This is a genomic window from Streptosporangium sp. H13245 (assembly GCF_055690525.1).
On record NZ_JBSZKT010000041.1, the window covers coordinates 26,995 to 52,574 of the forward strand.

22 protein-coding genes are annotated in these 25,580 nt (G+C 71.2%); 10 read left to right on the plus strand and 12 right to left on the minus strand.

Going from position 1 to position 25,580, the window contains the following annotated elements; genetic code table 11:
- Positions 1-140: 140 nt before the first annotated feature.
- The 3 genes from ACW9TB_RS34235 to ACW9TB_RS34245 all read left to right on the plus strand — a co-directional run bounded on the left by ACW9TB_RS34235 (position 141) and on the right by ACW9TB_RS34245 (position 3,886).
- Positions 141-1,346, plus strand: a complete 1,206-nt coding sequence (locus ACW9TB_RS34235; RefSeq protein WP_472752257.1) for a LolA family protein — start codon at positions 141-143, stop codon at positions 1,344-1,346.
- 421 nt (positions 1,347-1,767) lie between these two features.
- Positions 1,768-2,838, plus strand: a complete 1,071-nt coding sequence (locus tag ACW9TB_RS34240; RefSeq protein ID WP_472752258.1) for an ABC transporter ATP-binding protein — start codon at positions 1,768-1,770, stop codon at positions 2,836-2,838.
- A gap of 130 nt (positions 2,839-2,968) precedes the next feature.
- Positions 2,969-3,886, plus strand: coding sequence for an ABC transporter permease (locus ACW9TB_RS34245; protein WP_472752259.1), 918 nt, complete (start codon positions 2,969-2,971; stop codon positions 3,884-3,886).
- Positions 3,887-4,023: 137 nt separating this feature from the next.
- Here ACW9TB_RS34245 and ACW9TB_RS34250 read toward each other — a convergent pair whose 3' ends face one another.
- The 3 genes from ACW9TB_RS34250 to ACW9TB_RS34260 form a co-directional block, all read right to left on the minus strand.
- Positions 4,024-5,397: an ABC transporter substrate-binding protein gene (locus ACW9TB_RS34250; protein ID WP_472752260.1), complete on the minus strand. Its 1,374-nt coding sequence runs from the start codon at positions 5,395-5,397 to the stop codon at positions 4,024-4,026.
- A gap of 408 nt (positions 5,398-5,805) precedes the next feature.
- A complete protein-coding gene (locus ACW9TB_RS34255; protein ID WP_472752261.1) occupies positions 5,806-6,552 on the minus strand; it encodes a YcnI family copper-binding membrane protein in 747 nt (248 codons plus the stop codon).
- Between the two features lie 64 nt (positions 6,553-6,616).
- Positions 6,617-7,141 carry an MFS transporter gene (locus tag ACW9TB_RS34260; protein ID WP_472752262.1) on the minus strand — a complete coding sequence of 175 codons (525 nt, stop codon included), beginning with the start codon at positions 7,139-7,141 and terminating at the stop codon, positions 6,617-6,619.
- A 130-nt stretch (positions 7,142-7,271) separates the two neighbouring features.
- On the opposite strand from ACW9TB_RS34260, the gene ACW9TB_RS34265 reads away from it, so the two are divergent.
- A complete protein-coding gene (locus tag ACW9TB_RS34265) occupies positions 7,272-7,748 on the plus strand; it encodes a hypothetical protein (protein WP_472752263.1) in 477 nt (158 codons plus the stop codon).
- 40 nt (positions 7,749-7,788) lie between these two features.
- Here ACW9TB_RS34265 and ACW9TB_RS34270 read toward each other — a convergent pair whose 3' ends face one another.
- The 5 genes from ACW9TB_RS34270 to ACW9TB_RS34290 all read right to left on the minus strand — a co-directional run bounded on the left by ACW9TB_RS34270 (position 7,789) and on the right by ACW9TB_RS34290 (position 12,927).
- Positions 7,789-9,318, minus strand: a complete 1,530-nt coding sequence (locus tag ACW9TB_RS34270; protein WP_472752264.1) for a HAMP domain-containing sensor histidine kinase — start codon at positions 9,316-9,318, stop codon at positions 7,789-7,791.
- Entirely contained in the window at positions 9,315-10,145 is an 831-nt protein-coding gene (locus tag ACW9TB_RS34275; protein ID WP_472752265.1) for a helix-turn-helix transcriptional regulator, read from the minus strand. The genes ACW9TB_RS34270 and ACW9TB_RS34275 overlap by 4 nt, the downstream gene beginning before the upstream one ends.
- 411 nt (positions 10,146-10,556) lie before the next feature.
- On the minus strand, positions 10,557-11,306 hold the full coding sequence (locus tag ACW9TB_RS34280; protein ID WP_472752266.1) for an ABC transporter ATP-binding protein: 750 nt from the start codon (positions 11,304-11,306) through the stop codon (positions 10,557-10,559).
- 1 nt (position 11,307) lies between these two features.
- Positions 11,308-12,096 (minus strand): ABC transporter permease, encoded by a 789-nt coding sequence (locus tag ACW9TB_RS34285; RefSeq protein WP_472752267.1) that lies wholly within the window; start codon positions 12,094-12,096, stop codon positions 11,308-11,310.
- Between the two features lie 48 nt (positions 12,097-12,144).
- Positions 12,145-12,927 (minus strand): ABC transporter permease, encoded by a 783-nt coding sequence (locus tag ACW9TB_RS34290; protein WP_472752292.1) that lies wholly within the window; start codon positions 12,925-12,927, stop codon positions 12,145-12,147.
- A 459-nt stretch (positions 12,928-13,386) separates the two neighbouring features.
- On the opposite strand from ACW9TB_RS34290, the gene ACW9TB_RS34295 reads away from it, so the two are divergent.
- From ACW9TB_RS34295 to ACW9TB_RS34310, 4 genes are all read left to right on the plus strand, one after another.
- Positions 13,387-14,535, plus strand: a complete 1,149-nt coding sequence (locus tag ACW9TB_RS34295) for an alpha/beta hydrolase (RefSeq protein ID WP_472752268.1) — start codon at positions 13,387-13,389, stop codon at positions 14,533-14,535.
- A 336-nt stretch (positions 14,536-14,871) separates the two neighbouring features.
- Positions 14,872-16,494 carry a serine/threonine-protein kinase gene (locus tag ACW9TB_RS34300; RefSeq protein ID WP_472752293.1) on the plus strand — a complete coding sequence of 541 codons (1,623 nt, stop codon included), beginning with the start codon at positions 14,872-14,874 and terminating at the stop codon, positions 16,492-16,494.
- An 83-nt stretch (positions 16,495-16,577) separates the two neighbouring features.
- A complete protein-coding gene (locus ACW9TB_RS34305) occupies positions 16,578-17,393 on the plus strand; it encodes an ABC transporter ATP-binding protein (protein WP_472752269.1) in 816 nt (271 codons plus the stop codon).
- Positions 17,394-17,499: 106 nt separating this feature from the next.
- Complete coding sequence (locus ACW9TB_RS34310; protein WP_472752270.1) at positions 17,500-18,234, plus strand: DUF7873 family protein; 735 nt, start codon at positions 17,500-17,502, stop codon at positions 18,232-18,234.
- Positions 18,235-18,648: 414 nt separating this feature from the next.
- Here the strand turns inward: ACW9TB_RS34310 and ACW9TB_RS34315 are convergent, their stop codons facing one another.
- The gene (locus ACW9TB_RS34315; RefSeq protein ID WP_030909250.1) at positions 18,649-18,936 is read right to left on the minus strand and encodes an HU family DNA-binding protein; all 288 of its coding nucleotides are present in this window, start codon (positions 18,934-18,936) and stop codon (positions 18,649-18,651) included.
- Between the two features lie 329 nt (positions 18,937-19,265).
- Positions 19,266-19,439 carry a hypothetical protein gene (locus ACW9TB_RS34320; protein ID WP_326640877.1) on the minus strand — a complete coding sequence of 58 codons (174 nt, stop codon included), beginning with the start codon at positions 19,437-19,439 and terminating at the stop codon, positions 19,266-19,268.
- A gap of 163 nt (positions 19,440-19,602) precedes the next feature.
- On the opposite strand from ACW9TB_RS34320, the gene mihF reads away from it, so the two are divergent.
- Positions 19,603-19,911: an integration host factor, actinobacterial type gene (gene mihF / locus ACW9TB_RS34325; protein ID WP_472752271.1), complete on the plus strand. Its 309-nt coding sequence runs from the start codon at positions 19,603-19,605 to the stop codon at positions 19,909-19,911.
- Positions 19,912-20,087: 176 nt separating this feature from the next.
- Here the strand turns inward: mihF and aceA are convergent, their stop codons facing one another.
- Positions 20,088-21,380, minus strand: a complete 1,293-nt coding sequence (gene aceA / locus ACW9TB_RS34330) for an isocitrate lyase (RefSeq protein ID WP_472752272.1) — start codon at positions 21,378-21,380, stop codon at positions 20,088-20,090.
- Between the two features lie 526 nt (positions 21,381-21,906).
- On the opposite strand from aceA, the gene ACW9TB_RS34335 reads away from it, so the two are divergent.
- Positions 21,907-23,376 carry a helix-turn-helix domain-containing protein gene (locus ACW9TB_RS34335; RefSeq protein WP_472752273.1) on the plus strand — a complete coding sequence of 490 codons (1,470 nt, stop codon included), beginning with the start codon at positions 21,907-21,909 and terminating at the stop codon, positions 23,374-23,376.
- A 2-nt stretch (positions 23,377-23,378) separates the two neighbouring features.
- On the opposite strand, the gene ACW9TB_RS34340 is transcribed toward ACW9TB_RS34335, so the two are convergent.
- Positions 23,379-25,541 carry a hypothetical protein gene (locus ACW9TB_RS34340; RefSeq protein WP_472752274.1) on the minus strand — a complete coding sequence of 721 codons (2,163 nt, stop codon included), beginning with the start codon at positions 25,539-25,541 and terminating at the stop codon, positions 23,379-23,381.
- Between the last annotated feature and the right edge of the window lie 39 nt (positions 25,542-25,580).

Here is a 25,580-nt window from a genome sequence, read left to right on the forward strand (position 1 = left end):
TACGTGCCCATCCTCGACCACCCGGCCTGAGAGGCGGCTGAGAAGCCTGTGAGCCTTCTCAGTCTGTCTCAGCTTCGGCACAGGAGCTGTCACGCAGGCTGCTGTCGACAGGGATTGACGGCATACCGTGGAGGAATGAGATGTCTGAGCAAGCGAGACGGGGCCGCGCGGTGAGGTGGGCCGTGCCGGTCGCCACGATCGCGCTGGTCGCGGGCGCCATCGGAGCCGGGCCGGTCATCGCCGCCGTCCAAGGTGATCCCACGCTGCCCGAGCGTACCGCCGAGCAGCTGCTGGCCAGTGCCGCCCAGGCGAGCAAGACCGGGCTGAAGCCCATGTCGGGCACCGTCATGCAGACCGCCTCGCTCGGGCTCCCCGGGCTGCCCGAGGTGCCGGGCATGGGCGGGACCTCGCCCGCGGCCCTGCTGGCGGGCTCGCACGAGCTCAAGGTCTGGTACGGCGGGGAGAACAAGGTCCGCTTCGCCCTCCCCGGACGGATGAGCGAGACCGACCTGATCGTCAACGGCGACCAGGTGTGGATGTGGCAGAGCGACGTCAACAAGGCCACCCGAATCAAGACGGAGAACGCGGACGGCACCGAGGGCGCCGAGGGGCTCGGGCACCGGGGGCCGGGCGACGGGGCCGACGCCGCGCACAGGGCGCTGCCCACGGCGACCACACCCCAGCAGTTCGCCCAGCAGCTGCTGGGGCGGGTCGGGGCCGACACCGTGGTCAGCGTGACCAACACCGAGAAGGTCGCCGACCGGGCCGCCTACCAGCTCGTCCTCGCGCCCAAGGACACCTCGTCCCTGGTCAAGGAGGTCAAGCTGGCGCTGGACGGGGAGACCTTCGTCCCGCTGCGGATCCAGGTGTACGCCAAGAGCGCGGCCGAGCCCGCCTTCGAGGTCGGCTTCACCTCGGTCACGTTCTCCCCGCCCGCCGCCGAGAACTTCACCTTCACCCCGCCCGCGGGCGCCAAGGTCGAGGAGACGTCGATCGGCGAGCTCGCCGAGGAGGGCGGGGCGAGGCAGGGCGAGAAGCTCAGGGAAGGCGAGGAGATCAAGGACAAGGCCAAAACCGTCGGCGAGGGCTGGACCACGGTCATGGTGATCCCCGCCCCCGAGATGGAGAAGCTGACCTCGTCGCCGCGGGGTGAGGCCCCCGCGGGGCAGGACGCCAGTGTGATCACCGACGCCCTGCTGAAGTCGGCCAAGCCGATCAGCGGCACGTGGGGCAGCGGCAAGGTCATCCAGACCAAGCTGGTCTCCGCGCTGCTGACCGACGACGGCCGCCTGCTGGTCGGCGCCGTCACCCCGGAGAAGCTGTTCGAGGCGGCCGGTCGCAAGTGAGCCCTCCGCCGGGAGCCCGCCGTCCGCGCCGGGCTCCCGGCGGGTGTTCCCGGATCCCGCGCGCCGGGGCCCGGGGCGGGGAGGTCCGGCGGCGTGAATCGGGGACGCCGTCCGGGCCGCACCGGGCGTCCGGGAAACCCGGCGCGTCCACGGGCGCTCGCGGGTGCTCGCGGGCGCTTGTGAACGAGCCGGGGCGCGCTGATGAGAACGTCCGTAACGTGCTCGCGAGAGCGTCCGGGACGTGCTCGTGAACGCGCCCGGGACGTGCTCGCGAGAGCATCCGGGGCGCGCTCGTGAACGTCCGGGGCGCGTTCACGAGCGTCCGGGGGCGCGTTCGTGAGAGCGTCCGGGGCGCGTTCACGAGCAGATGAGGCGGGACGGCCGGGTGGCCGTCCCGTGACCGACGAGCAGTGGGGGAGAAGTGCCGATCGTCCAGAACGCGAGGAACACCGGGGACGGGGAGAGCCGGACCGGCGTGACCTCGGAGTACGGGAACGGCGGGGCGGCCGGAGTCGCTGTGCTGACGGCCGGGAGACCCGCGCCGGGTCCCGCCGACGACGAGGGGTTCGCCATCGTCACCAGCGGGCTGACCAAGCGCTTCGGGGGTGGCCAGGTGGCCGTGGACGCCCTCGACCTGGCCGTACCCGGCGGGTCGGTGTTCGGGTTCCTCGGCCCCAACGGCTCGGGCAAGACCACCACGATCCGCATGCTGCTCGGCCTGGTGGCCCCCACGGCGGGTGACTGGCGGCTGCTCGGCACGCCGATGCCCAAGGGGGCGGGCGGCGTGCTGCCGAGGGTGGGGGCCCTGGTCGAGGGACCGGCCTTCTACCCCTACCTGTCGGGCGAGGCCAACCTGCGCCGCTACGACGCCGCCGACCCGTCGGCCGACCCGCGTACCGTCTCGGCCAGGATCGGGTACGCGCTGGAACGGGTGGGCCTGGCCGCCGCGGCCCGCAAGCGCTATCGGGCCTACTCGCTCGGCATGCGCCAGCGGCTGGCCATCGCCGCCGCGCTGCTCGGCCCGAGGGAGCTGCTCATCCTCGACGAGCCGACCAACGGCCTGGACCCGCAGGGCACCCGCGAGGTACGCGGCCTGGTCAAGGAGATCGCCGCCGAGGGGACGACGGTGTTCGTCTCCTCCCACCTGCTGGCCGAGGTGGAGCAGATGTGCTCCCACATCGCCGTCATGCGGACCGGGCGGCTCGTCGCCCAGGGATCCATCGCCGAGCTGCGCGCGGGGGAGACGGTCAGGATCCGGGTGGAGACCCCCGACACCGTCGAGGCGGCGGCCGTGCTGGCCGGGCTCGGCCTGTCGGAGATCCGTTTCGGCGACGGCGACGTCAGCGCCGCGCTGGGAACCGGCGCGGCGGAGCGGGTGTGCGCCGCCCTGGTCACCGAGGGCGTCGCGGTCCGCGGCCTCGCCGTCCAGCGGCCCAGCCTTGAGGACATGTTCGTGGGCCTGACCGGGGAGGGATTCGATGTCGACGGTTAGCGGGAAGGAAGCCGTGTCCACCGAGAACGCCACACGCACCACCTCAGAGAAACCCGCCCCGGTGGCGGGCTCCGTTCCGGGGCCGGTGGATCCAGGTCCGGGAAGTCCGGGGCCGGGAAGTCCAGGTCCGGTGAGTCCGGGTCCGGCGGGTCCGGTCTCGGGCGGGCGCGTCTCCGGGGGCGGGACGATCCCGCCCGCGCGGGCGGTGGGCGCCCTCCGGGCGTGGCTGCGGCTGCTCGGCTCGGAGGTCGGCCTGACCTTCCGGCGGCCGAGGAACATCGCCATGCTCGTCGTGCTCGCCGCGATCCCGGCGCTGATCGGGATCGCGCTGCGGATGTTCAGCGGATCCATGGGGGACGGGGGAGGCGGGGGCGGCGGATCGGCGATCTTCGAGCAGGTCGCCGGGAACGGGCTCTTCCTCACCTTCGCCGCGCTCTCGGTCCTGGTGCAGCTGCTGCTGCCGGTCGCCGTCGCGGTCGTCGCCGGGGACTCGATCGCCGGGGAGGCGGGCATCGGCACGCTGCGCTACCTGCTCGCGGCCCCGGCCGGCCGGACCCGCCTGTTGGCCGTCAAGTACACCAGCGTGGTCGCCTTCTGCCTGGCCGCCGTCGCCACGGTGGCGCTGTCCGCGCTGCTCGTCGGCCTGCTGCTGTTCCCCGCGGGCCCGATCACGCTGCTGTCGGGAGGGACGATCCCCTTCCTCGACGGCGTGCTGCGGATCGGCGTCGTCGTGCTGTACGTCACCGCGGGCATGGCCGCGCTGGCCGCCGTCGCGCTGGCCCTGTCGACCCTGACCGAGGTGTCCATCGGGGCCATCGCCTCGACCGTGGTCGTCGTCATCGTGGCCCAGGTGCTGGGGGTCATCCCGCAGCTGTCCGTGATCCAGCCGTACCTGCTCACCCATTGGTGGAGCGGCTTCGACGGGGTGCTGCGGGACCCGATGGCCACCGGCGAGATGGGGCAGGGGCTGCTGGTCTTCGCCGCCTACGTCGCCGTCTTCGGCTCCGTCGCCTGGGCCCGCTTCACCGGCAAGGACATCACCGCCTGAACCTGAACAGCCTGAACCGCCTGGCCCGCTTTAACCGCTTCAGTCCGTCCCGCCCGGGAGCCTCCCGGGTGGGGCGCCCGTGGCACGCGGTACCGCCGAGCCCACCGCGAAGGCACGCGAAGGCACTGCGGGAGATCTCAGCGTTCTGGGGAGACCTGGAAGCCCTGCCGTCGCGCGTAGGCGCTGATCCGTGACTGCCAGGCCCTCAGACCGGCGTCGAGGTCGGTGGCGTCCGAGATCGACCGTCCCACGCTGCCGGCGAAGACGCTGTTGGCGTAGAGCTGGAACGGCAGGTACTGCCAGCCCTTCGCCACCTGCGTGGAGCCCTCGGTGAACAGCCGGTTCGCCCGCTGGCCGCCCAGGACCGGGATCCCGACGTCGAGGAACTCCCGGCTCACCATCGGCTCGGACGTCGCGGGGAACACCCCGGAGGCGGTGCTCAGCGACCTGACCGCCTCGGGGTCGGAGTCCAGCCACCGGGCGAAGCCGTAGGCGGCGAGCTGGTGCCTGCTCCGCGAGAGCACGGACACGCCGGAGCCGCCGTTCTCCGCGTTGACCGGTTTCCCGGCGTCCCAGCTGGGGAGGGGCGCGGCACGCCACTTGCCCCTGGTCTGCGGGATCGCGCCGTCGATGACCCCGGGGGCCCAGGCGCCCGTTATCCACAGCGCGTACCTGCCTCCGGCCATCTTCTTCCACCACGCGGCGTTCCAGTGCGTGGCCGGGTCGACGAGCTTCTCCCGCGACAGTCTCGTCCACAGTTTCGCCCACCGCCTGGTGCCCCGGTCCTGCAGGTCGATCCGGATGGTCGTGGCGTTCTCGATGGCGAACGGCCGCCCGCCCGCCTGCCAGATCAGGCTGTCGGCGATACCGGCGTCGGTCGGGTCGACGCTGGTGATGAAGACGCGGGGGTCCCGCTTCCTGATCCGCTCGGCGACCGTCACGAACTCGGCCCAGGTCCTCGGTGGTCTCAGGCCGAGCCGGTCGAAGACGTCCTTGCGGTAGATCATGGTCATCGGGGCGGTGTCCTGCGGGAACGCGTACACGCTGCTGTTGAGGTCCACCTGGTCCCAGGCCGAGGCGCTGAACCTCTTCTCCAGCTTCTCCGCGCCGTACATGTTGAGGTCGGCCACGATCTGGGAGAACGCGAAGCGGGGGAGCGCGAAGTACTCGATCTGCGCCGCGTCGGGGATGCCGGTGCCGGACCTCAGGGCCTTCCGGAGCCTGGCGTACTCGACCCTGGACTGGCCGGCGTTGACCAGGTTGACCTTGATCTTGGGGTATCTCCGCTCGAACAGCGCCACCGTCTTCTCCATGTTGGGGACCCAGGACCAGAACGTCAGCGTGGTCTCGGTCCGCATGGCCCTCTCGATGTCGGCGGCGCTGACCTCGGGGGCCGGGGGCTGCGGACCGGCGGCGGGCGGCTCGCCGCAGGCCGCCACGGTGAGCAGGGCGAGGGAGAGCGCGGTGACCGAGGTCGCGCGCCTGGTGAGCCGCATGACGGGGACCTCCATGGGGTGCACGGGAACGTTGTCCGGCGGCGTCGGCCGACGGAACCGGTGGCGCCGCGGGAGAAGGAGGGGATGGCACGGCCGGGGCGGTGCGGTGCGACATACACGCAGGTAGAACGCTGTCCTGACCTGGAAACATTTCCGTGGCGCGCGGCCGGGCCACCCCTTCCTGGACGCGGCGGCACGCCGGAGCCGCCGTGGAACGGGGAGGGGCCGTGACTGACACGACCCCACTCCTGGGTACGGGGAGGCGCGGGGAGCGCAAGGGAGGCGTAGAGGGGCTCAGGGAGGGCGGGCGGTCACGGGGCGGAGGCGGGAAACGCGGGACGGCCCCGGGAAGGAGCTTCCCGGGGCCGTCCCGCGCGATCAGAAGACGATCAGGTGGAGATCACAAGGCAGTCGGAGGGACTTTCAGGAGGCGCGGCCACGGCGCAGGCCGAACGCCCCGACCACGAGCCCGATGATCCCGAGCACCAGCCCGGCCCCGCCGAGCAGGCGCGCGGTGCCGTCCGAGCTCTCGGTGGCGGAGGCGGCGGCGGGAGCCACCGACGGAGCCGACACCGCCGGGGCCGAGGCCGAGGGGGTGGCGGAGGCGGCGCCGTGGCCGTCTCCCTCGGCGGAGGCGGGGGTGAGCTTCAGCGTCGGGGCCGGGCGCTCGGGCTCGGAGCCGTCGGCCTTGGGCTCGTCCGCCCACTTGACGACCTCGCCGCCGCTGTAGGTCTGGGTGGTGGGGAAGACGAGCTGGTCGGTGTCGGTGGGCAGCGTGCCCATGGACACCTCGAACTCCTGGAACTGGCCGGGATCGATCTTCCCGCCCGACCAGGTGACCTTCGTGACCGCCTCGGTGAGCTCGCCGTACTCGGTGGTGATCGGCTTGGGCAGCTTGCCCTCGACCACCTTGACGTCCCAGCCGGGCACCGGCTTGACCGAGACGAAGGCCAGCGGGTGGTCGGTGGGGAAGGTCACCTCGAGCTTGGTCGTCGAGGCGTCGTCACGCTCGTTCGGGACCCGGAAGGCGACCTTGGTGAAACCGCCCTGCTCGGCGGTGCCGGGGTTGATGGTGACGTGCGCGAGGGCGGGAAGGGCGAGGCCGAGGGTGAGGGCGGTGACACCCGCGGTGACGGCGGCCAGACGGCGGCAGGCGTGCGAAAACGACATGGGGGTTCTCCACTTGGGGGTTCGGGTTTTCCGGGGTCGCGTCAGGCGACGGGAAGGGGCCGGGTCAGGCGGCGGGAAGTGGAGGACCGCGTCGGCTGACGGAGTGACGGAGGACGGCACGCGCGGGAACGCGCGCGGCCGGGGCGTGCGCGGGGGGCGGGGGAGGGGCGACGACCACCGGGGGCCGCAGCAGCGGGAACAGGGCGCCGAGGCGCCGACCGGCCGAACGGAGCATCGCCCACAGGGCGCTCTCACCGCGGGCCAGCCACCATCCGGTGATCAGGGTCGCGGTGAGGTGCGCGACGAGCATGCCGAGGCTCTCGCCCAGCCCCTTGACGTGCGGATGCGGGGGCGCGATCCCCGCGGCGCCGCCGAGGGCGAACACCTCGTGCAGCGACAGCTGCAGGGCGGCGAGCCCGGCGCTGATCGTCACCGCGGACCGCTCCCGCCCCGCGAGCACCACGGCCATCGCCATGACCGCCGCGCCCGCCGTGGCCACCGCCCACGGCCGCGGCCACGAACCGCCCGCGGCCACGTGGCCGAGGACGGCGAGTGCCAGGCAGACGGCCGAGAAGGTGGCCGCGCGCATGAGGCGTAATGGGAGGCGGGCACGCATGGTGACCCATATGTTCTCACGTTCCGGGGCGTCTGCCGTTTTGATGTTTTTGTCGCTATGGTTGCCGCGACCGTGACAGGTCCTTGGAGCCGAGGTGGTGGCGATGCGGCACGTCGTTGGGGTGCTGGTCGGACTGGTCGTGGCGGCCGTGCTCCTCTTCGGCGCGGGCTGGGCCGTGCAGGAGGCGGCGGCGGGCCTGGTGCCCCTCCCGGTGGAGAGCGGTCCGAGGACCTGGGTCGCCCTCGGGGTGATGACCGGGATCGGCCTCCTGGTCGGCCTGGTGGTCGCCGGACGTGTCTCCCCGCTGGCGGCCTTCGTCCCGTCGATGGTCCTGCTCGCCTGGACGGTGGTCTACGCCCTGGACGTCAGGCGCGCCATGGGCCTGGTCCCCGACGACCCGGCCTTCCACGAGGCGCTCCTGCAGGCCGGTCGCGGCATGGGCCTGCTGCTGACCACCGGTGTCTACGCGCTTCTCGGCATCCTGCTGTTCCTGCCGGTGCTGATGCCCTCCCGGTGGACGCCGAGGTTCCGGGGGGACGAGGAGGAGTACGAGGAGCCAGAGGAGCGGGGCTACCGCTGATCTTGGCGAAAGGGCCTCAAGGAAGCACCGCGACCCCTGATCACCGTCGGCGGTGCCCCACCCCGCTGACCGGGTCCTCCGTGCCGCCGCCCTTCTTGCCGGTGCTCTCCTTACCCACGGCCTCCTTGCCCGCCGTCTCCTTACCCGCGGCCTCCCTGGTCGTGAGCTCCTTGCCACCGGCCCTCCTGGAGGGCGGGACGGCCTTCCCGGAACCGTTGCGCTGGGCCTCCGGGTCGCCCCCGAGCGCCTGCGTGTCCGAGAGCGGGAGCCGCAGGACGAACCGGGCTCCCCGGGGGGAGTCCTCGACGACCAGGGTTCCCTGGTGGGCGTGGGCGATGTCGCGGGAGATGGCGAGGCCGAGCCCGCTGCCGCCGGAGTCGCGCAGGCGCCCGTCGTCCAGCCGGGTGAAGCGTTCGAAGACGCGCTCGCGGTCGGCGGGCGCGATGCCGGCGCCGTCGTCGACCACGGCCACGACGGCCTTGCCGTCCTCCAGGCCGACGGAGACCTCGACGCGGCTGTCGGCGTGCCGCCGCGCGTTGCTCAGGAGGTTGCCCACCACCCGGATCAGCTGGATCCGGGAGCCGTGGACCCACACGCGGGCGGTCACCTGGACCCGTACCGGCATCCCGGTGCCCTGGGACGCCTCCTCCGTCACGAGGGCGCCGAGGTCGATCAGCTCCTGCGGCGCCGGGTCGGCGGCGCGCAGCCTGGCCAGCTGCAGCAGGTCGTTGACGATCGCCTCCAGCCGTCCGCTGGCCGTCAGCGCCCCCCGGATGGTGTCGCGGGGGTCGGTGTCGTCGGGGTAGAGCAGGGCTTCCTCCAGCTGCACGCGCAGCCCCGCGATCGGGGTCCTGAGTTCGTGGGAGGCGGTGGAGGCGAAGCGGCGCTGCTGCTCCACGGCCTCCTCCAGGCGGCTCAGGGTCTGGTTGGCGGTACGGGCGAGCAGCGCGATCTCGTCCTCACCCGGCGGGATGGGCACCCGCAGGCTCAGGTCGCTCACGGTGATCTCGGACATCCGCGCGCGGATCGCCGCCACCGGACGTAGCGTCCGTCCCACGACACACCAGGTCATCCAGGCCGCGAGGGCCAGGAGGACGAGGGCGCCCGCGCTGATGAAGTACTCCAGGTGGTGTTTGTGCAGGATGGCGGGTTCCTCAAGGCCCGCGTAGACGACGGGTGAGTCGACCGCGGGAGAGACCCGGATGGCCATGACCATGAGGGAGCCCTCGGTCAGCTGCTGGAACCGGTCGTCGGGCGGGGGGCGGGACGAGCTTATCGGCGCCATGCCCATGGCCTGCCTGCTGGAGTTCACGACCACGCCGTGGGAGTTCACCAGCTGGACGAGGTCGACCGGAGCCGAGACGGGGATCGGGTCGGGGATGGTGCCGATCCTCACGAGCGCGCTCCACTGGCTGGCGACCCGTTCGGTGTTGCCGAAGACGTCGTCCTGGATCCGGTAGCGGATCGCCATGTCGATGCTCGCCCCCACCAGGGTGAGGATGAGCAGCAGCAGCATCGTCGTGATGATCGTGTATCGCGCCTGGATCGAGCGCAGCCGAGACCCCTTCATGACGACGTCAGCGCCGCGAGGCTGCCCAGCAGGTCCAGCGCGTGCGCGGAAGGGCTCCCGGGCTCGGCCTGGAAGACGATCAGTTTCTGTCCGGGGGAGCCGTTGACGGTGAACATCTCGTACGTGAGCGTCAGGTCTCCGACGTCACGGTGATGGAAGCGTCTGGTGGCGATGTTCTCTGTGGACACCTCGTGGCGCGCCCACAGGCGGCGGAAGTCCGTGCTCTTGAGCGAGAGCTCGCCGACCAGGTCGGTCAGGTACGGGTCGTCGAGGTCGGCTCCCGCGATGGCGCGCAGCTGGGCCACCTTGGAACGGGCGGACTCCTCCCAGTCCCGGTAGAACCGGCGGGAGTCGGGGTTCAGGAAGATCAGCCGGAGCAGGTTGTCCCGGTGCTCCAGCCCGTCGTAGAGGGCGTCGGCCATCTGGTTGGAGGCCAGTACGTCCATCCAGCGGCTGGTCACGATCGCCGGGGTGTAGGGCCAGCTCCGTATCAGCCGTAGCAGCGCCGGTTTGACCTGGTGGGGCTGGCCGGTGTCCCCGGCGGGCCGCGGCCGGGGGTGCGCCAGCTCGTGCAGGTGCGTGGCGGCGTCGGCGCTGAGGTCGAGGACCTGGGTGAGGGCGCAGAGTACTCGATCGGAGGGGTGACGTTCCCGTCCCTGTTCCAGCCGGATGTAGTAGTCGGTGCTGACCCCGGCAAGCATCGCCACCTCTTCCCGGCGCAGCCCCGGTGTCCGCCGGAAACCCGACGGCAGGAGGCCCACCTGTTCAGGGGTGGTGAGCTCGCGCCGGGCGCGCAGGAACTCACCTAGGAGCTTGTCGCTGTCCATAGCATTACGGTATGTCAGAACCCATTTGACAAGGTGGCAGTATCACTCCCATGAAAGACCCAAGCGGTGGTGATGAACGCCCTGATCAGAGCCCCTTTCGAGGGGCGTATCCCATGATCGGCCCACCCCTGCCCGGCGATCACCCGGCCCCTTCCGGCCGGGCTTTGCCCGTACGCCCCCGACGGCATTTGTGGCCACGCATAGGGGATTCCCGTGGTAAAGGGAGAGGGGAAACGCTTCCCGGAGACCGGTTTTATGTATGGAGAAGACCGCATGGGTCAAGGTGGCTTCAACCGCTTCCCGGGGAGCGTTCACGTCCTCCGCGACGATCACTGACATGTGACGAACATCACATTCATTTTGGCGGAGATTCGTAGTAAAGACCCGGCTTTTCTGGGGCCGGGGTCCGGGTCAGCCGGAGTAGAGGCGGGCGACCACCTCCTCGATGGAGTCTCCCTCGGGGGCGGTGGCGCGCAGGTCGTCGAGGGTGCCGTCGAAGGCCAGGCTGCCGTGGTCGATCAGCATCACGCGGCGGCAGAGTTTCTCGATGTCGCCCATGTCGTGGGTGGTGAGCAGGACGGTGGTGCCCCGGTCGGTGTTGAGGTGCCGGAGGAAGTCGCGCATGGCGGCCTTGCTGACCACGTCCAGGCCGATCGTGGGCTCGTCGAGCACCAGCACGGCGGGGTCGTGCAGGAGGGCCGCGGTGATGTCGCCGCGCATGCGCTGGCCGAGGCTGAGCTGGCGGACCGGGGTGGTCATGAAGTCGTCGAGCCCGAGGAGCTCGGTCAGCTCGGCCAGCCTTCGCCGGAAGTCCGTTTGATCTACTTTGTACAGGTATCGGATCAGGTCGAAACTGTCCCGCAGCGGCAGGTCCCACCACAGGGTCGTCCGCTGGCCGAACACCACCCCGATCCTGCGCGCCAGCGCCGTACGGCGGCGGGTCGGATCGAGCCCGGCCACCCGGACGCTGCCCGAGGTCGGGGCGAGGATGCCGGTGAGCATCTTGATGGTGGTGGACTTGCCCGCGCCGTTGGGGCCGAGGTAGCCGACGAACTCCCCGGCCTCCACGGTGAACGACAGGTCCCGTACGGCGTGCACGGTCTTCTTGGCCCTGCGGCGGCCCACGACGAAGGAGCGGCCGACCCGGTCGAGTTCGATCATGTCAACTTCCCGTCGAGCGATAGCGGCGGATGCCCGCCCGCCAGGCGAGGGCGGCGACGGCGGCCAGGACGACGGCCGCCAGGGGGGAGGCGAAACGGAGCCAGTACGGCAGGCCCAGGGGGTCGTCGCGGTCGAGCACGAACAGCGCGGGCTGCCAGTTCACGAACGCCAGCGGCACGACGAAGGTGACTCCCTTGACGAGCTCGGAGCCGTAGACGCTCAGGGGGTACTGGGTGAGGGTGCCGCCCCCGTAGGTGAAGGCGTTGGCCACCTCGGGGGCGTCGGTCAGCAGGAACTGGACGGCCCCGCCGAGCGTGAAGATCGCGGTGAAGATGACGAGCCCGCACGCGACCATCAGGGGGATCATCCAGGCCCTGTCCCAGGAGAGGCCGAGCTGGGGCAGGGCGAGGGCGAGCACGACGGCGGCCTGGGTCGCCCTGCCGAACCGGTGCACCCCGAAGCGGTCGACGGCCATCTGGGTGAACGCGCTCGCCGGGCGGATCAGCATGATGTCGAAGCCGCCGCTCCTGATGTGCTGGCTGAGCCGGTCGACGTTGCCGAAGAGCATGTCGGCCAGGGCGAAGGACAGGCCGGCGGTGCCGTACAGGAACATCACCTCGGCGAGCCGGAAGCCGCCGAGCGATCCGGTGTGCTCGAAGATCACCCAGATCGCCGCGACGTCCAGCGCGTTGACCGCGAACGAGCCCAGCATCATCATGATCAACGGTCCCGGGTACTGTGCCGAGGCTCTCAGCCAGGTCCAGGCCAGCAGGAGGTACGTCCTCACCATCGGGCACCCCCTCGGGGCGAGGGCCCGTTTCCGGTGTTCCCGTGGTCGTCAGCCACCCTGGATCACGACCTTCCTGCGGGCGGCGCTCGTGGCCAGGGCGCCCAGGGCCAGCAGTGCCATTGCCCACACGGCCTGGAAGCCCAGGGCCTCCAGGACGTCGCGTTTGCCGAGGTAGATGTCGGCGGGGACCTGGACCATGGCCGACCAGGGGAGCGCCTCGGCGAGGGTGCCGAGCCAGCCGGGGAAGAGGTTGAGGGGCAGGACCATGCCGCTGAAGAAGAAGGTCATCACGAGCGACATCGTCTGTACGCCCCGGTCGTCGATGACCCAGCAGGAGGACAGCGCGACCAGGTAGCGCAGGGCGAAGCTGACGACCACCGCGAGGACGAACCCGATCGTGAAGGACAGCCAGGTCAGCGGGTCGACCGGTACGACGAGGCCGAACAGCGCGGCACCCACGGCCGTGGGGGGCAGGCTTCGTACGAAGAACAGGTAGGCGGCCCGGCCGAGGTCGTCGGCGAGGCTCCACATCTGCAGGGACGCGGGGCGGAGCAGGTCGAGGGCGACGTCCCCGCTGCGGACGCGTTCGGAGAGTTCGAGGCCGCCGCCGAACACCTGCATGGGGCCGATGAAGGCCTGGCTGAGGAAGCAGAAGGTGACGGCGTCGGTGAGGTCGTATCCGGCGAGGCCGGGACGGGCCTGCCAGAGGGCGATCAGGACGTAGGCGCGGAGGATGCCGAAGACGGTGTTGGTGAAGGCTCCGGCGATGGCGGCGGCACGGTAGGTGGAGTGGCGGCGGAAGCCGTACCCGGCGATGCGCGCGTAGAGCAGGAAGGCTGCCTCCCGGGGGGTGTCAGGACAACCCTCCTATCCTTAGGGGCGTTCCAGGGAGAGGCAACGGATTTTCGGCGCCGTCCCAGAGCGTCCCAAGGCGTCGCAAGCTCAAGCCCTCAAGACGTCTCAAGGTCACGAAAGGTCATGAAAAGTCGCGAGATGTCCTGATATATCCCGAGGCTCCAAGGCCGCGCTGAGACCTCAAGACGTCCTGAGGCGTCCTGGGGCGTCCCTGGGTGTCCCGGGGGTGACGCGGCGGGATCCGGGCCCGCCGGTACGGCCGGATCCGGGGCCCTGAGCGGCTCTGAGTGGTCCTTGGGTGTGGTTACGGTCAGCATGTGAACGCATGCTTAACGTGATTCGTACCTGCGTGATACATATTTGTAATCTTCCTGATATGTTCAATCGCCGATAGAAGCCCATTCTGGGGGGAATGTCCTTTTGTGGAGGTCCCCCATGCGCGATGAGATCAATATGGACGTCAGTCCGGTCTACCCGTTCAGCTGGCAGGCCGCGGCCCTCAACGCGATCATGCGTGGCACCTTCAAGCCGATCTCCGACATCCTGCTGAGAAACGACGTCGGCTTCGCCGCGGCCTCCCGCATTGTCGCGCTGGCGGGCAGGATGCCGTTCCGGCTGCCCGTCCACGTACAGGTGACCCCCGACGAGGAGGGGCCGTGCCCGGGGGAGTGGGTCCGCGCCGGGGAGGAACTCGACGAGGACAAGGTCCTGCTCTACTTCCACGGCGGGGGTTACTTCGCCTGCTCCCCGGCGACCCACCGGCCGATCACCTGGCGCCTGTCGGCCGCGACCCGGCGCCCGGTACTTGCGGTCGACTACCGTCAGGGTCCCGTCCACCGGCCTGCCGAGGCCCTGGAGGACGCGATCGCCGCCTACCGATGTCTCCTGGATCACGGGTACGAGCCCGCCGACATCGTCTTCGGCGGGGACTCCGCCGGAGGCCACCTCACGCTGGCCACGCTCCTGGCGCTCCGTGACCAGGACATGCCGCTACCGGCCGCCGCGGTGTGCCTCTCCCCGTGGGCGGACCTCACCGGCGCGCCCCGCCGGGTCAACCGGTTGCTCGACCCGATGATCCCGGCCGGACGCGTCGACTGGCTCGCCCGCCGCTGGACCGCGGGCCTCGACCCCCACGACCCGCTGCTCTCCCCGGTCCTCGGCGACTACACCGGCCTGCCGCCGCTGATGGTCGTCACCGGCTCCACCGAGGTCCTGCGCGACGAGGGCCGCCGGGTGGCCGAGCGGGCCCGCGCCGCCGGGGTGCCGGTCACGTACGAGGAGTGGCCCCGGATGCCGCACGTCTTCGCCATCCTCGCCGACGTCGTTCCCGAGGCCCGCGAGGTGTATCCGCACATCGCCCGTTTCCTCGCCGCGGCCCAGGACCGGCTGCCCGTCCGCGGTGGCGCGAAGCGACGCCTCGCGCTGCCGGAGGTCGCCGCGTCGGATCTCGCCGGTCCGGATTCGGGCCTTCTCCTGCCGGGACTTCCCGTCCCCGGGCCTTCGGTGCCGGGCCTCGCCCCCGAGGACGCCGCCGCTCCGGTGCTCAGGAAGCGGCGCGCACGCCCGGGGTCCGCCGCCGCCTGAGCCGTACGCCCGTGAGACGTCTGAGTCGTACGCCCGTGAGACGCCTTAGCCCGTACCCCGTGACCGCTTTAGCCGTACGCCCGCGACCGCCTGAGGCTTGGACCCGCGTGACGCGGTGGCCTTCTCTCGCTGGTCACACCGTCCCGTCCCGTCCCAAAGGCATCCCTCACACCATGGATTCCTTACCCTGAGGGATCATTCGCCTTACCTCTCATATCCCTTCTGGCCTGTCGGGAGCGAAGGACGCTCAAACCCCGCCACAGTGTGCTTGCCGGTAGCCCGCGCACGAGAGGCACAACGAGGATGGCACGTGGGGGAGCAGGTCCTGTGAACGGCATGCCGACCGGTGTGCGGCCGCTGACCGTCGGAGACCCGGTCATCATCGGCCGTTACCTTCTGCTCGGCCGCCTCGGGGTGGGTGGGATGGGCATCGTCTATCTGGCCGAGCATCCGCAGGGCGGGGTGGTGGCGCTCAAGACGCCGCACCCGATGCATCTCAACGATGCCACGCTCCGCGCCCGTTTCGCGGAAGAAGTGCAATTCTCCCGGAGAGTGGTGCCTTTCTGTACCGCCGCGGTGATCGAGGACGGCACCGACAAGGACCGTCCCTACCTGGTGTCGGAGTACGTCCCCGGTCCCGCGCTGTCCCAGGTGGTCTCCGCGCACGGCCCCCTCACCCCCGACCTGGCGTACGGCGTCGCGCTGGGGGTGGCCGCCGCGCTGGTGGCGGTGCACGAGGCGGGGCTGGTCCACCGCGACCTCAAGCCCGGCAACGTGCTGCTGTCGGACACCGGTCCCCGGGTGATCGACTTCGGGATCGCCAGGGACGTCGACGTGCTCGCCGCGCACACGCAGGCGGGGCAGGTGATGGGCAGTCCGGGCTGGGTCGCCCCCGAGCGGCTCACCGGCGGGCTCGCGCTGCCCGCCTCCGACGTCTTCGCCTGGGGGTGTCTGGTCGCGTACGCGGCCGGTGGCCACCACCCCTTCGGCGCGGGGGAGGCGGACGTGCTGACCCGGCGCATCCTGGTCGAGCCGCCGAGGGTGGCCTCGGTGCCCGTGCTGCTGCGCCCGGCCGTCGAGGCGTCCCTGGCCAAGAATCCCGCCGAGCGGCCAAGAGCCACCGACCTGCTCGGCGCGCTGCTCGCCGCGGGCGGTGTGGGCGCCCCCTGGGACCTGCGTGAGGCGGTCGCGGAGGTGCTGGCGGAGATCTGGACCCCGGTGCCCTACACCCCGGGAGCCGGGAGGGTACGGCTCGCCGCCCCGCCCTTCCCGCCCTTGTCGGCCTCCCTGTCGGCCTCCTCGGTCCACGACGAGCCCTCGGTCCCGGTGGAGATCTCCGGCAGGGGGTCTCGCCGGGCCCCCCGCCGGGGCGCGCACCTGTCGCAGGCCGGTTTCGCGGCGCTGGCGACGGTCTCCATGGCGGCGGTCACCGTGGCCGCCGCGACCGGCGGCGGCGGGTCCGACCCGGCCGCCGGTGCCGGGGTTCCCGAGCCGGTGCCGCTGGTCCTCCCGGCCGAGGGCACTCCCTCCGGCTCCATCTTCCGCGACGGCACCCGGCCGTCCCCGGGCAGGCCGAGGGCGGTGACGCCGACCACCCCCTCCACCGTCCAGGTCACCACCACCAGGACCGTCTCGCTGCCCACCACGGGTGAGGACGGCCACGACGGCCGTGACGGCTGGGAGGAGCCGGAGGCGGAGCGTCCCCGAGGCCCCGGTGGCTCCGGCGACTCGCCCGACGACGACGATCCGAGGGACTGCGCGGACGCGACCGCCAAGGGCAAGGGCAGGGCCAGGGACTGCCCGACGGCCTCGGGCGGCCCCGGCCCCAAGCCCTCCTTCACCCAGATCCCGCAGACCGGTGACGGCGAGAGCCCGTCCCCGACGCCCACCGCCCCCGCCCCGTCGGGGACGACCATCACCCCGCAGCCCACTCCCGGCCCCTCCATGCAGATAGGTTGAGACCCGCTTTTCAGACGATTTACAGGGAGATATCGGCACATCGGTTAAAGTGAGCGCCGCGAATCGAGGCGAGGGGGATACCGATGGGCGGGCCAGTGTCCGGTGCGGTGGAGCTGAGCGGCGTCGGGGTCCGGGTGGTCGGCCGTACCCTGCTGGACGACATCGGCTGGCGGGTCGGATACGGGGAGCACTGGGTGGTGCTCGGCCCCAACGGGGCGGGGAAGACCACCCTGTTGTCGCTCGCCGCCGCCGTACGCCATCCCACCGAGGGGGCCGTCACCGTGCTCGGCCAGCGGCTGGGCCGGGTCGATCTGCGGGAGCTGCGCCGCCACATCGGCCTCGTCGCGGCCAGTCAGCGGCTCGTCGACGAGGAGCTGCTGGAGGAGGAGGGGGCCACCGCGCACACCGTCGTCCTGACCGGCCACACCGGGAGCAGCGCCCCGCTCTGGGACCGCTACGGCCCCGCCGAGCACGAGCGTGCCCACCACCTGCTGGCCGACCTGGGCTGCAAGGACCTCGCGGACCGGCTTTTCCGGGTCTGCTCGCAGGGGGAGCGGGCCCGCGTCCGCGTCGCGCGGGCGCTGATGGCCGATCCGGTGATCCTGCTGCTGGACGAGCCGTTCGCCGGGCTCGACCTGCCCGCCCGCGAGGACCTGATCACCGCGGTGGAGGACCTGGCGGCGACCCGCCCGGCGCTGACCACGGTCACCGTCACCCATCACCTGGAGGAGGTCCCGGCCACCACGACCCACGCCCTGCTGATGCGCGACGCCCGCGTCCAGGTGGGCGGGCCGGTGGCGGAGATCCTGACCGCGGAGAACCTGTCGGAGTGCTTCGGGCGCCCGTTGCGCGTCGACCACCTTGACGGCCGCTGGTCGGCCCGCGCGGTACGCGGCTGAGGGCCCCGACGACCGGGGAGCGCGCGGCCGGTGAGCGGGTACGACGAGGGGTGATCTGCGGGAAAAGCGGTGTTGTGTGGGTGATCTTCCCGGTACGGTGTCACGCATGGCGACCAAGCTGAACCAGATCCTCGCCGTGGAGAAGGGCGTCAAGTCCGACACCCAGCGCAAGGTGACCGAGGCCTACCACACGATCCAGAAGAACGCCCTGTTGTCGGGCCTCTCACGGACCTACCAGCCGATCGACGACGAGGGCGAGCGGCTGCCCCCGGAGTCGACCCGGGTGCAGGTGCAGGGCGAGGATCTGCTCAAGCAGGTGGGCGCCGCGCTCACCCGGCTGTTCGACGTCACCGCCACCAAGGACTGGGCCAACTGCTCGGCGCGGGCCGACGTCAAGGTCGACGGTTCCACCCTCCTGGAGGACGTGCCCGTCACCTACCTGCTGTTCCTGGAGAAGCAGCTGGTGGATCTGCACACCTTCATCGCCAAGCTGCCCGTCCTGGACGCCGCCGAGGCCTGGACGCCGGACCAGTCGACCGACTGCTGGCGGACCGAGCCGGTCAAGACGACCCGTACGAAGAAGGTGCCCCGCAACCACGTCAAGGCGGAGGCCACCGACAAGCACCCGGCCCAGGTCGAGGTCTACCACGAGGACATCGTCGTCGGTTTCTGGACCAAGGTCACCTTCTCGGGAGCCGTGCCGCAGAAGCGGGTCAACGAGCTCCTGGAGCGGGTCGGCAGGCTTCAGAACGCGGTGAAGTTCGCCCGTGAGGAGGCCAACGGCACCGAGATCACCTACCAGCGCGTCGGTGAGAAGGTGCTGGGCTACCTGCTCGGGTAAGATCACAGGACTCCCCGTTGGAGCACGGGGATGAGCGAAAGCGCGGAAGCTGAAACTGATCCGTCAGACTGACACGCGGTCACAGTGGGGGTTCGATTCCCTCCCCCGGCACCGTCGAGCCGGGGTAGCCCAAATGGCAGAGGCAGCCGCTCATGCTCAGGCTCTCGCTCCAGATTCAGCATTCGCCGCCGGGCGCCGGATCGAACGGATACGGGCGACGATGGTCGAGTGCGGGTTCGAATCCCGCTGGACGCTCCACGTGCGTCTATAACTTAATGGCAGAGTGCGACCTCATCATGAGTGACCCGGATCCTTAAACGTGCCGGTGCCGCGACATGGCGGCACTCCAGGCCCTCGGGGAATGGATACTTCCCCGGGGGCCGTCGCCTTTCCCGCCCGAGGCGCCGGGGGCCGTCAGTCCTTCTTGCGCTGGCGGATCAGGCCCATGAACCCCGGGCTGGGCTTGAACTTCGCCGTCCAGGTCTCCGCGATCTCCAGGGGTTCGCCGGTCTGCGGGTTGCGCCCGGTCCGTGCGGGCTTGTGCACGATCTCGAAGGACCCGAACCCGGGAATCGCCACCTTGTCCTCGGCCGCCACGGCCGTCTGGATCGTCCCCAGGATCGCGTCGAGAGCCGCGGCGGTCTGCCTCCGGGTGAGCCCGGCCTCGGCGGCGGCCTTCTCGATCAGCTCGCGCTTGTTCATGGGGAACAGTTAACGCCATCACCACCGGGTGAATCGAGCCCCGGTTCTCACACACCGGCTCTCGCGGGCGGTGCGGGTGCCCGCCGTTTCCGGTGGCGGGCACCCGTTCTCGTTCAGCGGTCGGGCTGGGCGGCCAGCCGTTCCGCCTCGGTGTGCAGTGCCTCGACGAGGATGAGCTCCAGGAGGAGATCTTCGTCAATGAGGCCGATCAGTACATCCATCGAGCCTCCCTGACTACTCGACGCCCCAGCGGTCGCAGAAGTTGACACGCGTACCGAACAAGACTCGGACATGATCCATCATTGGCCGTTCGGATGCGCGGGGGCCGCCTACGCCGGGACCAGCTCGGCGAGGTCGACGTGCTCTCCGACCTCGCGAATGCTCATGCAGTACGCCACGAGGACCCGCCGTCCGTCGATCCGACGGGTGACCAGCAGACAGGGGCCGTCGTGGACCACGATCGCCTCAACCTCGATGCCCTGAGGGCTTCGCCAGATACCCATGAGCCCGAGGCTACGGAGAAGCGGGTAAGGGCGGGGTAACCAAACGGGCATATCGTGATGCACAGTACGTGTGCTGGAGATCTATCTGTTTGTCCTCCGATGATTATCCGGGTGGCTTTGGGTAGCAGGACGCTGGAATTACCGTCATCAGGGAGAAAACACCATGGCTTTGCCCAAGCTCACCCCCGAACAGCGTCAGGCCGCCCTGGTCAAGGCTGCCGAGACCCGGACCGCTCGCGCCAAGCTTCTCGCCGAGGTCAAGACAGGCGCGCTCAGCCTGGAGCAACTGCTTGGCCGTGAGGACGACATCGCCAAGCGCATCAAGGTGTCGCAGGCCCTGCGAGCCCTGCCCGGAGTCGGTACGGTCAAGGCCGCGCAGCTGATGCAGCAGGCCGATGTGGACGAGGCGCGTCGCCTGGGAGGCCTCGGTACCCAGCAGCGTCGCAAGCTCATCGAGGCCGTCGGCCACTGAGATGCCCCGCCGTCCGCCGCCCGCGTTCCCGGAAAGAACTCCCTCGGGAACGCGGGCCGCGGGGAGAGCGGGTGTTGGGACGGTCAGGGGAACGGGCAGGCCCCGCCGTACGGACTCGGGGGAGATCCGTGCGGCGGGGCCTGTCGCGTCTGTCCGGGCGAGCCCGGTTCGCGGGGTCAGTGGGCCTCCGCGAACTGCTGCTCCTCGGTCGACCCCTTCAGGGCCGTGGTGGAGGACTCCGGCGCGATGGCCGTGCTGACCAGGTCGAAGTATCCGGTGCCGACCTCGCGCTGGTGGCGGGTGGCGGTGTAGCCGCGCGCCTCGGAGGCGAACTCGGCCTCCTGGAGCCCGACGTAGGAGGTCATGCCGTCCTCGGCGTAGCCCCGGGCGAGGTCGAACATCGAGTGGTTCAGTGAGTGGAAGCCCGCCAGCGTGATGAACTGGAACTTGTAGCCCATGTGGCCGAGCTCGCGCTGGAACTTGGCGATGGTGGAGTCGTCCAGGTGCTTCTTCCAGTTGAACGAGGGCGAGCAGTTGTAGGACAGCATCTGGTCGGGATACTCGGCCTTGATCGCCTCGGCGAACTCGCGGGCCACGTCCAGGTCCGGGGTGGAGGTCTCCATCCACAGCAGGTCGGCGTGGGGGGCGTAGGCCAGGCCGCGGGCGACGCAGGCGTCCACGCCGTTGCGGACCCGGTAGAAGCCCTCCGCGGTACGGTCGCCGGTGGTGAAGGCCTGGTCACGGGGGTCGACGTCGGTGGTCAGCAGGGTCGCGGCCTGGGCGTCGGTCCGCGCGATGACCAGGGTCGGCACGCCCAGCACGTCGGCCGCGAGGCGGGCGGCGCTGAGGGTCTTGACGTGCTGGCCGGTGGGGACGAGCACCTTGCCGCCCAGGTGGCCGCACTTCTTCTCCGAGGCGAGCTGGTCCTCCCAGTGCACCCCGGCGGCACCGGCGGCGATCATGCCCTTCATCAGCTCGAAGGCGTTCAGCACGCCCCCGAAACCGGCTTCCGCGTCGGCCACGATCGGCGCCAGCCAGTGCGGCGCGTCCCGGTCGCCCTCCGACCAGGTGATCTGGTCGGCGCGCAGCAGCGCGTTGTTGATGCGCCGCACGACGGCCGGGACCGAGTTGGCCGGGTAGAGGCTCTGGTCGGGGTAGGTCTGACCGCCGAGGTTGGCGTCGGCGGCGACCTGCCAGCCGGACAGGTAGATGGCCTTGAGCCCGGCCTTGATCTGCTGCACGGCCTGGTTGCCGGTGAGGGCGCCCAGGGCGTGCACGTAGTCCTCGGTGTTCAGCAGGTCCCACAGCCGCTCGGCGCCGAGCCGGGCGAGGGTGTGCTCCTCCTGGACGGAACCCCTGAGTCGAACCACGTCCTCGGCCGTGTAGGTCCGCTCGGTCCCCTTCCAGCGAGGGTTGGTCTCCCACTCGCGCCGCAGCTCGTCTGCGGCTCCCTTGAGGCGATCATTCATCGGTAACTCCTTTTCGTCCCCTGGGTGGCCTACTCCGAGTGTGTGCCTCGACGAAACGGCCAAACAAGGTCGAGTCGGACGAAAGAATGGAAATTCTTCTCCTGAGATCAATACTCACCGGTATTTGGACGAGAAGAAGTTAATAGTTTTCTCTATGGACTAGACCAATTCTTGTGCTGGGATCAGGTGTCCGCGGACGCGTGCCACGTACCGGCTTTGCCGGGACCTCCGGCACGCGGGCGTGCCGACCGCGCGCCGGGCCGGATCCCGTACGGGCGTGACGACCGCGTGCGGATTGCCGACCGCGTGCCGGGCCGGATCCCGTACGGGCGTGACGACCGCTCGCCGGGCCTGACCCGTGCGGATGTGACGACCGCGACCGCCGGGCCGGACTCCGTACGGGTGTGATGATCGCGGCCGCCGGGCCGGACCCCGCGTGGACGCCCCGGAGGCGAGGGTGCCGACATCCGGCCGGAGACCCGCGAGGAGGTGAAATTTCCTCGGAAATTTCGTTTAGCATCGGGTCATGGCATCTTTGGTGGGTGAAGAACCGCTTTCCTTGACGCAGGAGCTCGATCTCATCGCGTTCGGCCAGCGGCTGAGACACCTGCGTAAGCAGCGCGGCCTCACCCTCTCCGACCTGGGCGAGCGCGTGAGCCGCGCGCCCAGCCAGCTCTCCCTGCTGGAGAACGGCAAGCGCGAGCCGAAGCTGTCGCTGCTGAAGTCGCTGGCCGCCGCGCTCAACGTGCCGATCGAGGAGCTGCTGCGCAGGCAGGCCCCCAACCGGCGGGCCCAGCTGGAGATGGCCCTGGAGGAGGCCCAGCGCGACCCCCTGTACGCCGGGCTCGGCCTGGCCCGGCTGAAGATCTCCGCCCGCGTCCCCAACGACGTGCTCGAACACATCCTCGGCCTGTACGGGGAACTGCGCTCACGCCAGGCCAGGGGGACCGCCACCCCCGAGGAGGCCCGCGCCGCCAACGCCGAGCTGCGCCGCAAGCAGCGCGAGCAGGGCAACTACTTCGCGGAGATCGAGCAGGCTGCCGCCGAGGCGCTCGCCGCGGTCGGCTACCGCTCGGGCGCGCTGTCGCAGAGCACCGTCCAGGCGCTGGTCAGCCACTTCGGCTACACCGTCCAGACCGTCCAGGACCTGCCGCGTACCGTGCGCTCCATCTCCGACCTGCGCAACCGGCGCATCTACGTCAAGCACGAGCAGGTCGGCATGCACACCCCGCGCACGATCCTGCTGCAGACCCTCGGCCACCTCTCCCTCGGCCACCACCGGCCCCGCGACTTCGCCGACTTCCTGCGCCAGCGGACCGAGGCCAACTACTTCGCCGCCGCCGTCCTGGTGCCCGAGGCCGCCGCCGTACCGTACCTGCGGGAGGCCAAGAAGGACCGCGCGCTGAGCGTGGAGGACCTGCGGGACGTGTTCGCCGTCTCCTACGAGATGGCCGCGCACCGCTTCACCAACCTGGCCACCAACTTCCTCGACCTGGTCTGCCACTTCGTCCGCAACAACGCCGACGGGATCATCTACAAGGCCTACGAGAACGACGGCATCGTCTTCCCCGCCGACGAGCAGGGCGCGATCGAGGGCCAGCGCATGTGCCTGCGGTGGTCGGGGCGCCAGGTCTTCCTGTCACCGGACCGCTTCTCCGTCCACTACCAGTACTCCGACTCGCCCACCGGCACCTACTTCTGCATGGCCCACGTCGACATCTCGCGCGAGCGCGACTTCGCCATCACCCTCGGCGTCCCGTACCGGGAGTCGCGCTGGTTCCGGGGCAGGGAGACCACCACCCGCACCAAGTCCGGCTGCCCCACCGGCGACTGCTGCCGCCGCCCGCCCGCCGAGCTGACCCAGCGCTGGGAGGGGTACGCCTGGCCCTCGGCCCGAGGCAACTCCCACATCCTGGCCGCGCTGCCGCCCGGGTCCTTCCCCGGGGTGGACGAGGCCGACGTCTACACCTTCCTGGAGCGCCACGCCGCGGGCTGAGCTCACCCCGAGGGCGGGGCCGTCCGGTGCAGCGTCAGGGACGGGTGGCCGTGGAACCGGTAGGCGCCCGCGTCGTCGGGGGCCTGCCCGCGCATGGACCGCAGCACCTCGGCCGGGGGCTCACCGGCGAAGCAGCGCCGGTAGAACTCCGGCGCCAGGCCGCCAGCGGCGGGCCAGAGCGGGGCGACGACCCCGCTCGCGCCCGCCATCAGGAACGCCTGGGCGTCCCCCGGCTCCTCCAGGAAGACGAACGGGGCCCCGGCCAGCTCGTAGCCCAGCGCCTCGGACGCGGAGCCGCCGTCCGTGAAGTGGACGACGTCGGGCCCCTGCCTGAGCACGCCCAAGACGTCGCCGAGCGCGGGGGAGACCTGCGTGGCGCCGTACTCGGCCACCAGCGGGTGCGCCCGCGCCTCGCCGTACACCACCGCGACACGGTCGGCCCGCGCGCTCACCGGAGGGGGCAGCTCGGGGCGCCGCCCGCCGAGGGGCCAGCGGCCGGTCACCGTCTGGCAGTTCAGGTAGGGGGGCAGCGAGGGATCGTAGGGCTGCTCCAGCACGGCCAGCTCCCAGGGCACGTGCGGCTCCTGGGAGAGGATCAGCACGGTCGGGCGGCGCGGCGCCACCCGGGCGGCCACCGCGTTCAGCAGATCCCAGAACCCCCACGGCACGCGCGCGCCGACCTCCCGGCCCAGCTCCTCGGAGAGACGGCCCCGCCCGGTCAGCTGGCGGCCGAACTCCGAGGCCCGGGTGCCCAGATCGCAGCGTTCGGCCCGGTCGGGGGTGACGAAGTGCGGCGACTGGTAGGTCCACCACAGCCGTCCGGGCCGGTCGCCGTGGACGACGATCGCCGTGACGTCCGGGGGCTCGCCCATCAGGGCCGGGCGGATACGGGTGCCCGAGACCGGCTCCAGCGCCTCGTGCCCGCCGAGGCTGCCGGCCGCGCCGTGGACCGTGATCGCCCGCAGGCCGAACCCGATCACCTGGCCGCCCACCGCGTAGGTCGCCTGGATCTGCCGGGCGGCCTCCGGCTCCTCCTGGGCGAGGGCGACGAGGTTGACCACGGCGCGGGGGTACGGTGTGGCCTCGTCGGCGCGCAGCCGCACCCGCCAGCCACCGGGAGCGTCGAAGCCCTCGGCGACGAGCTGGATGTCCAGGTCGACCGGCTCGCGCGGCTTCGCGGTGCCGTCCTGCCCCTGGCCGGGGGCGACGCCGATCGCCACCTCGGCACCCCAGCCCGCGACCGCCTCGGCGGGGGCCTCGATCAGCGGGATCCCCTCCCACGTGGGCCCCGGCGCCGCGGCCGGTGTCTCCTTGCGCCGCCTGCGGAAGGCCCCGGTCAGCCGGTCGAGAACCGAGGAGGCCCGGCCTTCGGCGGGAGCGGGCGGCTCGGCCAGCGTCGGCGGCGCCTGCGCGGGGACCGGCGCCGGTGCCTGGGGCTGAGGGTCCGGGGACGGCGGCTCCGGGGAGCCCTGGGACGGCGGTTGGGGGGAGGCGGGGTCCGGGCGCATCCAGTCGACGCTCATGGCGCCGGTGGAGGGCATGTCGCCGTACCCGTCGTCGTAGGCGGCCTCCTCCACCTCCCCCTCCCGCGGCGGCTGCCCGGGGTCCGGCGCCGGACGCCCCTGCCCGCCCGTGCCGGGGAGCACCCAGGCGGGAGTGTAGGAAGCGGGCCGCGGGGCGTCGGCCGGATCCCAGCCGGACAGGTCCGTGCCGTTCGAGGGCGCCGAGCCCCAGGAGGAGGGCGGGGTGGGGGCGGTACCGCCCGGCGCCGGGGAAGAGAGACTGCTCGCGCCAGACTGTGCGCCCCCGTACGCGCCTGGTTCCGCGCCTCCGTATGAACCGGGCTCCGTGCCCCCGTACGAGCTGGACTGTGTGCCCCCGTGAGATCCGGATTCGGCGCCCGGTCCCGGGGAGAGCATGGGGATCACCTGCTCGGCGGTGACGCCCCGCTCCAGGCTCAGCAGCGCGGTGAGCCGCTCCCAGGCGGGACCGTACTCGGCGACGAGCATGATGACCGCGTCGGCCAGCTGGCCAGGAGGCCGGCTGCCCGCCTCGGCGAGCAGCGGGTCCAGCCGGTCGCGAAGCTCGCCGGAGGCGCCGCCCATCAAGCTGTCGAGCTCGTCGCGGACACCTCGCGCCGCCCGCATCACGGCTACCGGGTTCATGCCGTCCCCCCTTGTTCCGGACTGGACTGATCTTCCCAC